The organism is Pseudorhizobium sp. NPDC055634 (assembly GCF_053618655.1).
Genome location: NZ_JBSHHW010000010.1, coordinates 144,844 through 159,308 on the forward strand (window position 1 = coordinate 144,844; position 14,465 = coordinate 159,308).

Sequence of the window (14,465 nt, forward strand, 5' to 3'; positions counted from 1 at the left end):
CAGCGACCCGTTCGGCAAAGCGCTCATCCTTCCGGCAGGAGGGCGGCAAGGCGAAGGCCGGCGATCCGCTCCACCTGGGCGCAGGCGGTTTCGAATTCTTCCCCGGCGCTGTTGCCGATCCGGACCTCGAAGGCGGCGAGGATGTCGTCCTTGCCGAGCCCCTTCACGGCGATGATGAAGGGAAAGCCGAATTTCTGCGTATAGGCGTCGTTGAGTTCGGTGAAGCGGGCATGCTCCTGCGGGTTCAGCCGGTCGAGGCCGGCGCCCGCCTGTTCGTTGCGGCTCTCCTCGGTCAGCTCGCCGGCGATGGCAAGCCTGCCTGCCAGATCCGGGTGGGCGCGAAGCACGCCGAGCCGTTCCTCCCCGGACGCTGCGCGGAAGACCGACACCATGGCCTGGTGAACGCCCCTTGCCGTCAGCGGCACGAAGACGAGGCCCCGGTCATAGGCCCGCTCGGCGATGAAGGGCGAATGCTCGAAGACGCCGCCGAAGCGGGCGATGAAATCCTCGCGGGCGCTCATGCGACGTCTCCGGGCTGGTGATGGGCGTGCCAGTGGCGGGCGATCTCGATCCGCTGCGGGATCCAGACCTTGTCGTGGGACAGCACGTATTCGATGAAGCGCCGCAGCGCGGCGGCGCGGCCGGGACGTCCGACGAGGCGGCAGTGCAGGCCGACCGACAGCATCTTGGGCGCCCCCTCCTGTCCTTCCCGGTAGAGCACGTCGAACGCGTCCTTCAGGTAGGTGAAGAACTGGTCGCCGGAATTGAAGCCCTGCGGCGTGGCAAACCGCATGTCGTTCGTCTCCAGGGTATAGGGGATGATCAGGAACGGCTTGCCGCCCGCGCCCGGCACCCAGTAGGGCAGGTCGTCGGCGTAGGAATCGGACGAGTAGAGGAAGCCGCCCTCCTCCATGACGAGCCGCAGCGTATTGCCCGATGGCTTGCCCTGGTACATGCCGTAGGGGCGCTCGCCGGTGAGCTCGGTGTGCAGGCGCACCGCCTCGCGGATGTGCTCGCGCTCCTTCTCCTCGGGGAAATCCTTGTATTCCAGCCAGCGGTAGCCGTGGCTGGCGATCTCCCAGCCCGCTTCCTTCATGGCCGCGACCGCTTCCGGGTTGCGGGCCATGGCGAGCGTCACGCCGTAGACCGTGGTCTGCACCTCGAGTTCGGTGAACATGCGCCACAGCCGCCAGAAGCCGGCGCGCGAACCGTATTCGTAGATCGATTCCATGTTGAGGTTGCGCTGGGCGGGCCAGGGCTGCGCGCCGACGATCTCCGACAGGAGCGATTCGGAGGCCGGATCGCCGTCGAGGATCGAGCTTTCGCCGCCTTCCTCGTAGTTGATGACGAACTGGACGGCGACATGGGCACCGCCCGGCCATTTGGGATCGGGAGTATGGCGGCCGTAACCGACCAGATTGCGCGGGTAATCCTTCGACGACATCAAATCACCTTGTGAAAACGAAACGCGACGGTAGCCACCCCTCCGCCCGCTGTCGAGAGGCCGGATCGCCCGCCGTCGCGGGCGGGATCAGGCCCGGGCGAGCCGCAGGTGATCGGCAAGCACGAAGGACGGCGGCACCGGCATCGGATCGCCGGCGATCGCGGCAAGGGCGGCATCCGCAAGCCGGTGCGCGAGGCCGAAGCTGACCTTGAACCCGCCCGTCAGCGCGACGAGGGACGGATGGTCCGGATGCGGCCCGACCATGGGTTCGCGGCCGATCGCCTTCGGGCGGAGCCCCGCCCAGCGTTCGACGACCTCGGCGCGCTCGAGGGCCGGCACCAGCTCTCGGGCCCGGGCGAGAACGTCCTCGAGCTTCTGGTCGGTGGCGGCGGCATCGGCGAATTCCTCCTCGCTCGTGCTGCCGATCGCGACCGTCCCGTCGTCATGTGGCACGACATAGAGGCCGTTGAGGAAGAGAACCGGCGCGGCCGGATCGATATCTGCCCGGAGCAGCGCCGCCTGCCCCTTGACCGGGCGTCCGAGCGGAAGGTGCGACGCCGGCTCGATTGCCTGCAGGAGCGGAAACGAACGGTGACCGGCGGCAATGATGCAGTGGCCGAAGGAAACGGTCCGGCCGCCCGCTAGATGCACCAGCCGCCTGTCCGGATCGATCCGTTCGGCGGCGGCATTCTCGATGACCCGCACATGGTCCGACAGGTCGATCCGGGCCCGAAGTGCAGCCGTCAGAAGCCGCGGCGAGACGCGCCCGGAAAGCGTTTCGTGGACGAGCCCCGCCTCGCAGGCGGCAGCGTCGGGCCATCCGGCATCGAGCGGGGCGTCCAGGACCGACCAGCCGAAGCTTCGGCCGGCCGTGACCCAGTTGCGGCCCGCTTCCTCGCCGTTCCGGAACGCGATCTCGCGCAGGTGGGGCTTCGGCAGCGGAATGAGACGGCCGGAGCGCCGGTAGCCGGTCGAAAGGCCGGTCTCCGATTGAAGCCGCGCGACCTCCTCTTCCAGAGAGACGAGCGCTTCGAGCTGGAACTGCTTCCTGTCGTTCCAGCGGTCCGGCGTATGCGGCATCAGCGCGCCGAGGAGCCCGCCGCTCGCCCCGCCGCCGGTTCGCCCGGCATCGAGAAGCAGCGTCCGGATGCCGAGCCTTGCCGCCTTGACGCCGGACCACAGCCCCATGACCCCGCCGCCGAGGATGACGAGGTCGGCGGAAGCGGGAAGCGATTGACCGGCCCGGCCGGCGGGATTATCGGCATTGGCCATGAGCGACGAGATTTCCAGGACAGATGGCGGGAGCCTTCAGTGGCACGAGGGCGATATGCCCTTTTCCACCCAGTTTGGCGACCACTTTTATTGCCGCAGCGACGGCCGGCTGGAATGCGGCCACGTCTTCCTCGCCGGCAACGGCCTGCCGGAACGCTGGAAGGCGGGAGGCGATTTCCGGATCGGCGAACTCGGCTTCGGCACCGGGCTCAATTTCTGCGAGACGTGGCGGCAGTGGAAGATCGCGCGCCGTCCCGGCTCGACCCTGCATTTCATGTCGTTCGAACTCTATCCCATGGAGGCGCCGCAGATCGACCGGGCCCTGTCGCACTGGCCGGAGATCGACGCCGAGCGGCGGGCGCTGGTGGCCGCATGGCCGTTGGCGCCGCAGGGCAAGGCGGAGATCGAGGCGGATGCGCAGACGCGGCTGACCGTGGTCATCGGCCCGGCAATGCAGGGCGTGACCGCCGCGCCCGACCACTTCGACGCCTGGTATCTCGACGGCTTTGCGCCGTCGCGCAATCCGGACATGTGGTCGCCGGAACTGATGCAGGCCGTGCATGACCACACCGTCGGGGGCGGCAGCTTCGCCACCTATGCCGCCGCCGGCTTCGTTCGGCGCAATCTCCAGGCCGCGGGCTTTGCCGTCGAACGCCGACCGGGCTTCGCCGGCAAGCGCGAGATGCTCTGCGGCAGGAGGTAGGGAGGCGGGAGTACTATTCGCCGGGATGCATGCCGTGGCGATGGCCGGGAGCGGTGAAGTAATAGACGGCAAGCCCGATCGCTACCGCAATGAGCGGCATGCCGAAGAGAGCATAGATCGTGAACCAGTTCACCCGAGTCTCCCGAGAGCTTTTCTCGCCAGCAAATCTAATGCAATTCCGGACAAAACCAAAGGCCCCGGCGGCGGCCAGGAGCAGCGCTGAAGCCTATCCCCATACTGAAATGAAAAGGACCGCGATCGACGGTGGGACCACGCCGGTGATGATGACGCCGGATGCCATGGCGTTCAACCAGTTGGCCGTAAGCTTTGTGTGCTCGTTGTGAATCTTCCGGCGCCCCTGCGCCTCAACCGGCAGATGCCGAGGTGGCGCTCTCTCCCAGCCAGGCCTTGATCTTCTGCTCCAGCAGTTCCGGGCTGATCGGCTTCGACATGTAGTCGTCCATGCCGGCGGCGAGGCAGAGTTCCTTGTCGCTTTCGAGCGCATGCGCGGTCACGCCGATGATCGGCACGTGGCCGCCGAGTTCTTTTTCCAGCTCGCGGATCTTCTGCGTCGCCTGATGGCCGTTCATGACCGGCATGGAGACGTCCATGAGGATCAGCGACGGGTCCTTTGTCTGCCAGGCCTCGACGGCCTTGGCGCCGTTCTCGACGATCTCGAACCGCCAGCCGGTCCCCTGCAGGATCTGCGTGAAGACGATCTGGTTGACCTCGTTATCCTCCGCGACGAGCACGTCGAGGGCGGGAAGGGAGCGGACGACCGGCGTGGATTCCGCGTCGTCCGGCTGGGCAGGCCGCGGCACCGCAGGAGGCTGTGCGGCAACGGCGGCAGGCTCGGTCCGGCGCTTCATGCGTACGGACCGCACGACGTCGATGATCGTGGCGCGCAGGAGGTTGGCGCGCGCCGGTTTCATCAGGTGCGCCTGGATGTTCAGTTCGGTGAAGAGGTTCTCGTCGCCCGCCATGTCCATGGAGGTGAGGAAGATGATGCCGAGGTCGTCGAACCTGCGGTCGGCGCGGATGTGGCGAGCGGCATCCACCCCGTTCATCTCGGGCATGTGATAGTCGAGCACGACGGCATCGATGACGAGCCCGAGGCGGGACGCCTCGCGCATGAAGGCCAGGCCCTCGGCGCCGCCCTCGGCCGCCACCGTGTCGAAACCCCACATGGTCAGTTGCTCGGTGAGGATGCGGCGGTTGACGGAATTGTCGTCGATCACCAGCACCCGCGCGCCGGCGGTGTTGACCGGCAGCACCGTGTTCGTGCCGCGCTCGCTGACGACCGGGAACGGCAGGTGGACGGTGAAGACCGATCCCCTGCCCACCTCGCTCGTCACCTCGATATGGCCGCCGAAGAGCTCGACCAGGCCGGCGGTGATGGCAAGCCCGAGCCCCGTCCCCTCGTGCCGGCGGGTGGAAGAGGCGTCGACCTGCGAGAATTTCTCGAAGACCGATCTCAGCTTCTCCTCGGGGATTCCGAGCCCGGTATCCTCGATCCGCACTGTCAGCATCATGTCCGTCTCGCTGAGCGGCGACGAGTGCAGGTCGATGAAGACGTGGCCCTTCTCGGTGAACTTCACCGCATTGCCGACGAGGTTGGTGATGATCTGGCGGAAGCGCCCGGCATCGCCGAGCACCGTCTCCTTCACCGAGGCGTCGCCGCGGACGATGAGCTCGATATCCTTCTCCGCCGCCGACGAGGACAGGAGCGTCGCCACGTCCTCGATCGCCTCGACCGGGTCGAACGCCGCCTTGCGCAGCTTCATCTGGCCGGCATCGATCTTGGAGAAGTCGAGGATGTCGTTGATGATCGTCAGGAGCGCATTGCCGGACTTGACGATGATGTCGATGAAGGTCTTCTGCCGGGTATCGAGATCGGATTTGGCCAGCAGTTCCGCCATGCCGAGAACGCCGTTCATCGGCGTGCGGATCTCGTGGCTCATGTTGGCGAGGAATTCCGACTTGGCGCGGTCGGCGGCCTCGGCACGCTCGACGAGGCGCGTAAGCTCGGCCTCGCGCTCTTTCACCTCGGTGACATCGGTGAAGACCGCAAGCCAGTGCTCGTCGCCGCTGAGATTGGCCTCGACATTGACCCACTTGCGTCCCTCGATGCGGAAGGTTGCCTGCACGGAATTTCCCTGCGCGACATTCTCCTCCCAGAGGCGCAGCGTTTCCATCGCCTCGTCGGTCGGGCCGAGATCGCCGCGCTTCACGCAGTAGCGGAAGACATCGCGCCAGAGCGACCCCGGCGCACCGAGGCTTTCGGGGATTTCCAGCATCGCCGCAAGCGACGCGTTGGAGAACATGATCGTGCCGTCATGCAGGATCAGCAGGCCCTGCGACATCGCCCCGGTCGCCTCGCGCATCAGCGCGCCCTGGCGGTCGAGCGCCCGCTGCGCCGCGCGCACTTCCTCGTCGCGTTTGCGGATCGCGGTGATGTCCGTATAGGTGAGCAGCAGCTTGTCGCCGGACAGTTTCGTGCCGGAGATGAGGATGACGCGGCCATTGGCGCTGCGCACCTCGATCGGCGGCCGTTCGCCGTCCTTCATCAGGTCGGCGATCCGCTCGGCGTAGATTTCCTCGAAGCTCTTGTCGATGCCGCGATAGATGCCGTTGTCGTAATTGACCTTCAGGAAATCCCGGTAGGGCCGGCCGACGAGATCGAACTGCTCGCCCGCGTCCCAGAAGCCGTAGAAGGCGGGATTGGCGGATTCGAACACCATGTCCCTGTCGAGGATGCCGATGCCGACGGGGATGCTGTGCAGCATCGTCTGCATGTCTTCGCGAAGCTTCTCGGCGTGCTCCTTGGCTTCCTTGTAGGGCGATATGTCGGTGATCGAGCCGACGAGATGCGGCTTGCCGTCCGTATCCATGACCCGCATCTGACGGGTGATGACCGGGATGACACGGCCGTCGGGAAAACTCTTGTCCTCGGCCTTTTCGACGATCTCGCCATCGGCCAGGATGCGGTCGTTCTCGATCTGGCTGCGCTCGGCCTTCCAGGGGAACATGTCGGCGTCGGTCCGGCCGAGGATGTTCTCGCGCCTGTCGCCGAACATCCGCTCGTAGGCGGCGTTGACGAATTCGAGCCGCTGCTCGCTGTCGCGCATGAAGACCGCGACGGGCAGATCCTCGAGGACGGCGCGAAGGATCTCCGTCTCGCCGATGTTCTTGCGCAGGAGGTGTTCCTGCTCCTTGAAGTCGCTGACGTCGGACCGCAGCGTGATGACGAGGCCGTTGTCGAGGCGCTTGTTGACGCTCTTCAGCCAGCGTCCGTCCGAAAGCTGCTCGATGGTTTCCGAATAGGGCATGCGGAAGGTGGCGACCCGTTCCCTGACCCAGTCGTCCCGGTCCGGCGGCGCCCTGCCGGCGAGCCGCGGGCTGTTGCGGACGCTGCGCTCATAGACCTCCTCGCACATTTCCGCGAAGGTGACGCCGATGCGCAGGCGCACGCCGAAGGAATCGAAGAAGTCGGTCAGTTGGGCATTGTGATAGACCAGCGCGTCCGTCTCGTCGTAGATGCCGATCCCGACATCGAGGAGGTCCAGCGCATCTTCGAGCTGCAGGTCATGCTCGCCCCCGCCTTGGCTCATGGTGTCTCCTCCCACAGGTGTCGGTTCGGGCATTGTCACCCTGCCCGGCTCCCCCGCCGGAAGGAATGCCCCGAATAGATAGGTCCGGTCGTCCTCGGTGACGAAACGCTCGATCATGATCTCGTGGCTGAGTTCGCCTTCGCCGTCGAAGCAGTAGACGACTTCCTCGGTGCCGAAGATCAGCGCCCGGCATTCCCGCTCGCGCCGGTCGGGATGGCCGAGCTGGCTTGCGTCCTCGCGGGTCGCCTGGCCCAGGAGGTCGGCGGGCGACATTCCCGCCAGCGCCGCATAGGCGCTGTTGACTGCAACATAGTTGAGCGTGCTGTCCTTGATGAACGCGGGTTCGCGCAGATCGTCGATCCGAGCGCATGCCGTCGTCAGGAGTTTGCCATGCATCTCCACCGTCTTCGCTCCAACTGCGGCCGGCCGGCGCAGCGATCTCGTTGTCCCCGATTCGGCAATGAAACCATGGCGAGCGTTAACAACTTCTTGACGCGCCCCTCCCGGCGAAAGGATTTCGCCCGAAGCAGCTAACGGCAGCCTGATGCGACCGTCGCCGCGAAACCGCCCGGACCTCGCCGCAATCCCGCCACAATGCCCGCCTGGGCTGCGCCTGCGACTTAGGTCTTCAACCTTCAATAGAAACTGGCTGAATGGCCGTTCAGACTATCCGGACCTGTCTTTCATCAATCCGCCGCCATTGCCGGGAAAACTTCGAGCCGTCCCCCGGGAGGGAAAGGAACGAGAGATGACAGTCCTTAAGAAATGCGCGTCCGCGGGTTTTGCCGCACTCACCCTCGCTGGCGCCGTCATGGCGACTGCACCGGCAGCCCAGGCGGGCGGCCGCCACCACGATGACGACGTCTGGGCCGGCGTGGCCGCGGGCCTTGCCGGCGGCATCATCGGCGGCGCGATCGTATCCCAGCCGCGCCGGGTCTATGTGGAGCCGGAATACGAATACGCCCCGCCTCCCCCGCCGGTCTACCGCCGCACCTACTATCGCGCCCCGCCGCCCTGCCATTACGAATGGGTGGAGAACGAATGGGGCGAAGCCTACCGCGCCCGCGTCTGCTACTGAGCGGGAATCCCTGCGCAGCAAGGGAAAAGGCCCGCGCCCGGACCGCCGGATGCGGGCCTTGATTTTCGCAGGTGCGAAATCCCGGCTTGACTTTCGCCCGTCCATCGACCAAATGAAGGCCAGCTTTCACCTTCCGGCCGCCGCGTGAGCTGGCCCTGCGACAAGAGTTCGCGAAGAAGGAACAAGGCGCACAGACAGATCGCCCTCGATCCTTGAGGGTTTACGCGCTGGGAAGCAATTTCCAACACACAAGTTCCCACTTCACGCGGGGTTCTTGACGCCAGGGGCAGACCGGACGGCATGGTGCCGCAGCCGGACATGCGCTTTTGGCGCCCCGAAAAGGTATTCGACTTGACGAATTTCCACGAGCTTGGCCTGGCCAAGCAACTCGTATCCACACTTTCCACCCTCGGTTACGAGAACCCCACGCCGATCCAGGCTGAGGCCATTCCCCATCTCCTGCAGGGCCGTGACCTGATCGGCCTCGCCCAGACCGGCACCGGCAAGACCGCCGCCTTCGGCCTGCCGCTGATCGAGATGCTGTCGAAGGACCCGAAGCGTCCCGACAACCGCACGACCCGCACCCTCATTCTCGCCCCGACCCGCGAACTGGTGAACCAGATCGCCACCAACCTGAAGAGCTATGTCCGCGGCACGCCGCTGAAGATCAACTCGGTTGTCGGCGGCGCCTCCATCAACAAGCAGCAGCAGATGCTGGAACGCGGCACCGACATCCTCGTCGCGACGCCCGGCCGCCTGCTCGACCTCATTTCCCGCCGGGCGATCGGGCTGACCACGGTCCGCTACCTCGTCCTCGACGAGGCCGACCAGATGCTCGACCTCGGCTTCATCCACGACCTGCGCAAGATCTCCAAGATGGTCCCGAAGAAGCGCCAGACGCTGCTCTTCTCGGCCACCATGCCGAAGGCGATCGCCGAACTCGCTTCCGACTACCTGACCGATCCGGTCAAGGTCGAGGTGACACCTCCGGGCAAGGCCGCCGACAAGGTCGAGCAGTACGTCCATTTCCTTCCCGGCAAGAACGACAAGACCGAACTGCTGAAGCAGACGCTGACCGCCAACCCGGACGGCCGCGCCATCGTCTTCATGCGCACCAAGCACACGGCCGAGAAGCTGATGAAGCACCTCGACCACATCGGCTATTCCGTCGCGTCGATCCACGGCAACAAGAGCCAGGGCCAGCGCGAGCGGGCATTGAAGGGTTTCCGTGACGGCGAGATCCAGACGCTGATCGCAACCGACGTCGCCGCCCGCGGCATCGACATTCCCGGCGTCACGCATGTCTTCAACTACGACCTGCCGGAAGTGCCGGACGCCTATATCCACCGCATCGGCCGCACGGCGCGCGCCGGTCGCGACGGCATCGCCATCGCCTTCTGCACGCCCGACGAAACCGGCCTGCTGCGCGACATCGAGAAGCTGATGGGGATCGAGATCGCCACCGCCTCCGGCGAGCGCCCGGAAGGGCTGAACCGCCCGGCGCGCGGCAACAACAACAACAACCGGGGCGGCAATCGCGGCCGCGGCGGCAACGGCCAGCCGGCCGGCGGCGAAGGTCGCCCGCAGCAGCGCAAGCGCCCGGCCCGCAAGCCCTTCTTCCAGGGCGAAGGCGGGGAAGCCCGCGGCGACGGCCAGCATCGCGGCCAGGCGCAAGGGGAAGCAAAGCCCCAGGCGAACCGCCCGGCCCGGCCGGAAGGTCGCAAGGAACACCGCAAGGGCAATCCGCCGGCGGCCCATGGCGCCCACGAGAGCGGCAACCAGCGTAGCCGCAACGGCCACGGCCGGCCAGCCCAGCCGGCGAACGGCAATGCCGGCCCGGTCCGCTTCGGCGGCACCGGCGGCAACGAAGGCCGCAAGCGCCGTCCGGCATAAGCCGGGCAGAGGTCCAGGAAAAATCAGGCGGCGGCTTGCGGGCTCGCCGCCTTTTTCATGCCTTGCGGTTGACCATGTAGACGCCGGCGACGACGATCACCGTGCCGACGATCATCGGAAGCGTCATCGGCTCGCCGAACAGGAAGAAGGCCTCGATCGCCACGACCGGCGGCATCAGGTAGATGAGCGAGGCCGCCCGCGATACCTGCCCGCGGCGGATGAGATAGAGAAGCAGGCCGACGGCGCCCATGGAGATGCCGAAGACCGACCATGCCATGGCGAAGATCGCCTCCCCGGTCCAGTCGAAGCGCAGGTCCTCGAAGAGGAGCGCGAGCGGCATCGTCACGACAAACGCGCCGACGAACTGCAGTACGGCAATGGTCAGGATGTTGCCCTCCTGCAGGTAGCGCTTCTGGTAGAGTGTCCCATAGGTCACCGAGACCATCGCCAGCAGGTTGACCAGGATCGGAAGCCCGAGCCCGGCCAGCCCCTTTTCCAGCGTGTCGATAAGCTGCGGCGAGATGGCAATCAGGATGCCGACGAAACCGACGAGAATGCCGATCTTCTGGCGCGGCCCCAGCCGCTCGCCGATCAGGAGCGGCGCCATGGCGGCCGTCAGCAGCGGCTGGAGCCCGGCGATGATCCCGGAAATACCTGCCGGCAACCCCTGCCCGATCGCCCACCAGACGCCCGCAAGGTAGAGGCCGTGCAGGAAGACGCCGGACAGCATCGCATGCCCGACCATCCGCCGGCTCGTCGGCCAGGTCGCGCCGACGGCGAGGCAGAGCCCGGCGAAGGCGACCGCGGCAAGCGCGTGGCGGGCCGCCATGAAGGTCAGCGGATCGGCATGCGCCACCGCGAACTTGGCGACGAGCCAGCCGGTGGACCAAAGGAGGACGAAGAGGGCCGGAGCGAGGCGATCGAGCATTCAGAACCTTCCGGCACGACAGATTACGCGTCGCAGGTGCTTAGCGGTCGAAGTAGGGGAAGGTCAAAACAGAAATACTGACACCAGGGTGAGACGAGCTGAAGCCTATGGAACGGGACATATCCCGATCAAAGCTGCGGCGAATGCTTGAAATATCGGCAGACCCCACAGGTCATCCTTGCCTGAAAGCCGAATTTTCACGCCATTGCCTCGAATTTGCACGGGTCTTGCATCGCTCCCGGTAAGAATTCAAGAAGCCGAAGGGGAAACGGGCATTGGCTTTCGATGAAATGATGACTTCTGACGGGCGGCCGCGCCCCGCCTACCAGACTTACTATGACTGGTACCGGCAACAGGACCCGGCCCACCTCATCCAGAAAACCCGCGACGCCGAGAACATCTTCCGCAAAACGGGAATTACCTTCGCCGTCTACGGGCATGCCGACAGTTCCGAAAAGCTCATCCCCTTCGACATCATCCCGCGGATCATCTCCGGCCGCGAATGGCGCAGGCTCGCCCAGGGCATCGAGCAGCGGGTGCTGGCGATCAACGCCTTCCTCGACGACATCTACCACAAGCAGGAGATCATCAAGGCGGGCCGCATCCCGCGCGAGCTGATCGACCGCAACGAGGCCTTCCTGTCGGAAATGATCGGCTTCAAGCCGCCCGGCGGCGTCTATACCCATATCGTCGGCACCGACATCGTCAGGACCGGCGAAGATCAGTTCTACGTGCTGGAGGACAATGCCCGCACCCCGTCCGGCGTCAGCTACATGCTGGAGAACCGGGAAACCATGATGCACATGTTCCCGGAGCTTTTCTCGGCGAACAAGGTGCAGCGGGTGGAGAACTATCCGCGCCTCCTGCGGCAGTCGCTGGCGCAGCTGGCGCCTCCCGGCTGCGGCGGCAGGCCCCGCGTCGCGGTGCTGACGCCCGGCATCTACAATTCCGCCTATTACGAACATGCCTTCCTCGCCGACACGATGGGCGTCGAGGTGGTGGAAGGCTCGGATCTTCGCGTCATCGACGGCAAGGTGAAGATGCGCACCACGCGCGGCTACGAGGTGATCGACGTGCTCTATCGCCGCGTCGACGACGACTTCCTCGACCCCCTCACCTTCCGGCCGGATTCGGCGCTCGGCGTCCCGGGCATCATGGACGTCTACCGCGCCGGCAATATCACCATCGCCAACGCGCCGGGCACCGGCATTGCCGACGACAAGGCGATCTATTCCTACATGCCCGAGATCGTGCAGTTCTACACGGGGCGCAAGCCGATCCTGGAGAACGTGCCCACATGGCGCTGCTCCGAGCCCGACAGCCTCGCCTACGTCCTGGAGCACCTGCACGAACTGGTGGTCAAGGAAGTCCACGGCTCGGGCGGGTACGGCATGCTGGTCGGCCCGACTGCTTCGAAGAGGGAACGCGTCGCCTTCGCCGCCAAGCTGAAGGCGAAGCCGTCGAACTACATAGCCCAGCCGACGCTGTCGCTGTCGACCACGCCGATCTTCGTCAACAAGGGGATCGCGCCCCGGCACGTTGACCTGCGGCCCTATGTGCTGGTGTCCGACAAGGTCAAGATCATTCCCGGCGGGCTGACCCGGGTCGCATTGAAGAAGGGATCGCTGGTGGTCAATTCCAGCCAGGGCGGCGGTACGAAAGACACCTGGGTTCTGGAGGACTGACCATGCTTTTGGGACGAACGGCAAACGGCCTCTACTGGATGTTCCGCTATATCGAGCGGGCGGAAAACATCGCCCGCCTCGTCGATGTCGGCCTTCGCGTGTCGCTGACGCGGACCGACACCGGCGACGACGACTGGGACGGCGTGCTGCAGAGCGCCGACGTGCGCGAACCCTATCTCGCGACCCATCCGGCCGTCACCGCGTCGGACGCGATTGACTACCTTCTGCGCGACACCGGCAACCCTTCGAGCGTCGTGTCCTGCATCGAGGCGGCCCGCAACAATGCCCGCATGGTGCGCACCGCGCTCACCCGCGAGACCTGGGAAGCGACAAACGAGTGCTGGATCGATATCCGGCAGCGCCTGCAGCGAAAGATCCGCGACGTCGATCTTCCGGGACTGATCGAGGTGATCAAGCACCGCTGCGGGCTGATCCGCGGCGCCTTCCACGGCTCGATGCTGCGCAACGACATCTACAATTTCTCGCGCATCGGCACCTTCATCGAGCGCGCCGACAACACGAGCCGCATCCTCGACGTGAAATATTACGTCCTCCTGCCGGCCGTCAGCCAGGTGGGCTCGCTGATCGACAACATGCAGTGGGAATCGATCCTGCGCTCGGCCTCGGCGCACCGTTCCTACGGCTGGGTCTACGACGGCGACTACGTGCCCGCCAATATCGCCGATTTCCTGATTCTCAACGGCCGCATGCCGCGCTCGCTCGCCTACAGTTATGGAAAGATCGTCCGCAACCTCCAATATCTGGAGGAAGAGTACGGGCTGCGCCCGAAAGCCATCGACACGGCGGGGGAAATCCTGGCAACGCTGACGCGCGGCTCGATCAACGACATCATGGACCACGGACTGCATGAATTCCTGGAAGACTTCATCAATCGCAACAATCAGCTCAGCCTCGAGATTTCCGACGGCTATCGGTTCTACCAGTAGGACGTCGCAGGCATGAAACTGACGATCGCGCACGCGACAGAGTATCTCTATGACCAGCCGGTATCCTACGTGGTGCAGCGCCTGCGGCTGACGCCGGTGGACGGGCCGACCCAGCGTGTGCTGAACTGGGAGGTCTCGGTGGACGGCAGGCCGGTGGAGACCCGCTACGGTGACCAGTACTGCAACGAGGTCGGCCTCGCCTCGCGGCAGGGCGGCGGCCAGAGTATCCGGATCGTTGCCAGGGGCGACGTCGAGACCATCGATACCGCGGGCGTCTACGGAGCCCACCAAGGATTTACGCCGCTCTGGCTGTTCCTGCGCCACACGCCGCGCACCAGGCCCGGACAGCGGGTACGCGACCTCCTCCAGCGCGTCGGCGGCGAGGACGAACTCGGCCGGATGCATTCGCTGATGAACACGATCAATGCCGAGGTCGCCTACCTGCCGGGGACCACCGACAGCGAGACGACCGCCGAACAGGCGCTCGCGGCCCGCAGCGGCGTCTGCCAGGATCACGCCCACATCTTCATCGCCGCGGCGCGCTCGCTCGGCATACCGGCCCGCTACGTGTCGGGCTACCTGCTGATGGATGGCATCACCGATCAGGTCGCGACCCATGCCTGGGCGGAGGTCCACCTGCCGAACCTCGGCTGGGCGGGGTTCGACCCGGCAAACAATACCTGTCCGGACGAGCGCTACGTCCGGCTGGCGACGGGCATGTGCTACCACGACTGCGCGCCGGTCGCCGGCGTGCGGATCGGCCCGACCAGCGAGGATCTCACCGTCGCGGTCACCGTCGCGCCGATGAGCAGCCAGCAGCAGTAGGAAGGCGGTTCGCCCCGGACCATCCGGACGGCGTATGGGAGGCGAAGGCGGCCCGCCCGTCGCGCAAGCCCTGCTCCAC

11 protein-coding genes are annotated in these 14,465 nt (G+C 65.7%); 6 read left to right on the forward strand and 5 right to left on the reverse strand.

The window, feature by feature from the left end; genetic code table 11:
* Positions 1–23 precede the first annotated feature (23 nt).
* From uraD to ACWGPT_RS16700, 3 genes are all read right to left on the reverse strand, one after another.
* On the reverse strand, positions 24–521 hold the full coding sequence (gene uraD / locus ACWGPT_RS16690) for a 2-oxo-4-hydroxy-4-carboxy-5-ureidoimidazoline decarboxylase (protein WP_452606753.1): 498 nt from the start codon (positions 519–521) through the stop codon (positions 24–26).
* Positions 518–1,444 (reverse strand): allantoinase PuuE, encoded by a 927-nt coding sequence (gene puuE, locus ACWGPT_RS16695; protein ID WP_452606754.1) that lies wholly within the window; start codon positions 1,442–1,444, stop codon positions 518–520. The genes uraD and puuE overlap by 4 nt, the downstream gene beginning before the upstream one ends.
* An 87-nt stretch (positions 1,445–1,531) precedes the next feature.
* Complete coding sequence (locus tag ACWGPT_RS16700) at positions 1,532–2,716, reverse strand: NAD(P)/FAD-dependent oxidoreductase (RefSeq protein ID WP_452606755.1); 1,185 nt, start codon at positions 2,714–2,716, stop codon at positions 1,532–1,534.
* Between the two features lie 10 nt (positions 2,717–2,726).
* On the opposite strand from ACWGPT_RS16700, the gene mnmD reads away from it, so the two are divergent.
* Positions 2,727–3,419, forward strand: a complete 693-nt coding sequence (mnmD, locus tag ACWGPT_RS16705; RefSeq protein ID WP_452606794.1) for a tRNA (5-methylaminomethyl-2-thiouridine)(34)-methyltransferase MnmD — start codon at positions 2,727–2,729, stop codon at positions 3,417–3,419.
* Positions 3,420–3,784: 365 nt separating this feature from the next.
* On the opposite strand, the gene ACWGPT_RS16710 is transcribed toward mnmD, so the two are convergent.
* The gene (locus tag ACWGPT_RS16710; RefSeq protein ID WP_452606756.1) at positions 3,785–7,426 is read right to left on the reverse strand and encodes a response regulator; all 3,642 of its coding nucleotides are present in this window, start codon (positions 7,424–7,426) and stop codon (positions 3,785–3,787) included.
* A gap of 352 nt (positions 7,427–7,778) precedes the next feature.
* On the opposite strand from ACWGPT_RS16710, the gene ACWGPT_RS16715 reads away from it, so the two are divergent.
* Together ACWGPT_RS16715 and ACWGPT_RS16720 are read left to right on the forward strand one after the other, a co-directional pair.
* Positions 7,779–8,108, forward strand: a complete 330-nt coding sequence (locus tag ACWGPT_RS16715) for a hypothetical protein (RefSeq protein WP_452606757.1) — start codon at positions 7,779–7,781, stop codon at positions 8,106–8,108.
* Between the two features lie 300 nt (positions 8,109–8,408).
* Positions 8,409–10,001: a DEAD/DEAH box helicase gene (locus tag ACWGPT_RS16720; RefSeq protein ID WP_452606758.1), complete on the forward strand. Its 1,593-nt coding sequence runs from the start codon at positions 8,409–8,411 to the stop codon at positions 9,999–10,001.
* Between the two features lie 55 nt (positions 10,002–10,056).
* Here the strand turns inward: ACWGPT_RS16720 and ACWGPT_RS16725 are convergent, their stop codons facing one another.
* The gene (locus ACWGPT_RS16725; RefSeq protein WP_452606759.1) at positions 10,057–10,929 is read right to left on the reverse strand and encodes a DMT family transporter; all 873 of its coding nucleotides are present in this window, start codon (positions 10,927–10,929) and stop codon (positions 10,057–10,059) included.
* Positions 10,930–11,219: 290 nt separating this feature from the next.
* Here ACWGPT_RS16725 and ACWGPT_RS16730 point away from each other — a divergent pair, with 290 nt between their 5' ends.
* From ACWGPT_RS16730 to ACWGPT_RS16740, 3 genes are read left to right on the forward strand one after another with little or no spacing between them, the layout of a single operon-like run.
* A complete protein-coding gene (locus ACWGPT_RS16730) occupies positions 11,220–12,614 on the forward strand; it encodes a circularly permuted type 2 ATP-grasp protein (RefSeq protein ID WP_452606795.1) in 1,395 nt (464 codons plus the stop codon).
* A gap of 2 nt (positions 12,615–12,616) precedes the next feature.
* On the forward strand, positions 12,617–13,561 hold the full coding sequence (locus ACWGPT_RS16735) for an alpha-E domain-containing protein (RefSeq protein WP_452606760.1): 945 nt from the start codon (positions 12,617–12,619) through the stop codon (positions 13,559–13,561).
* Between the two features lie 12 nt (positions 13,562–13,573).
* Entirely contained in the window at positions 13,574–14,386 is an 813-nt protein-coding gene (locus ACWGPT_RS16740) for a transglutaminase family protein (protein ID WP_452606761.1), read from the forward strand.
* The last annotated feature ends 79 nt before the right edge of the window (positions 14,387–14,465 follow it).

Bases quoted from the DNA above. Each gene is read 5' to 3' on its own strand.
- uraD (WP_452606753.1), bottom strand. From the start codon at position 521: ATGAGCGCCCGCGAGGATTTCATCGCCCGCTTCGGCGGCGTCTTCGAG.
- puuE (WP_452606754.1), bottom strand. From the start codon at position 1,444: ATGTCGTCGAAGGATTACCCGCGCAATCTGGTCGGTTACGGCCGCCAT.
- ACWGPT_RS16700 (WP_452606755.1), bottom strand. From the start codon at position 2,716: ATGGCCAATGCCGATAATCCCGCCGGCCGGGCCGGTCAATCGCTTCCC.
- ACWGPT_RS16710 (WP_452606756.1), bottom strand. From the start codon at position 7,426: ATGCATGGCAAACTCCTGACGACGGCATGCGCTCGGATCGACGATCTG.
- ACWGPT_RS16715 (WP_452606757.1), top strand. From the start codon at position 7,779: ATGACAGTCCTTAAGAAATGCGCGTCCGCGGGTTTTGCCGCACTCACC.
- ACWGPT_RS16720 (WP_452606758.1), top strand. From the start codon at position 8,409: ATGGTGCCGCAGCCGGACATGCGCTTTTGGCGCCCCGAAAAGGTATTC.
- ACWGPT_RS16725 (WP_452606759.1), bottom strand. From the start codon at position 10,929: ATGCTCGATCGCCTCGCTCCGGCCCTCTTCGTCCTCCTTTGGTCCACC.
- ACWGPT_RS16730 (WP_452606795.1), top strand. From the start codon at position 11,220: ATGATGACTTCTGACGGGCGGCCGCGCCCCGCCTACCAGACTTACTAT.
- ACWGPT_RS16735 (WP_452606760.1), top strand. From the start codon at position 12,617: ATGCTTTTGGGACGAACGGCAAACGGCCTCTACTGGATGTTCCGCTAT.
- ACWGPT_RS16740 (WP_452606761.1), top strand. From the start codon at position 13,574: ATGAAACTGACGATCGCGCACGCGACAGAGTATCTCTATGACCAGCCG.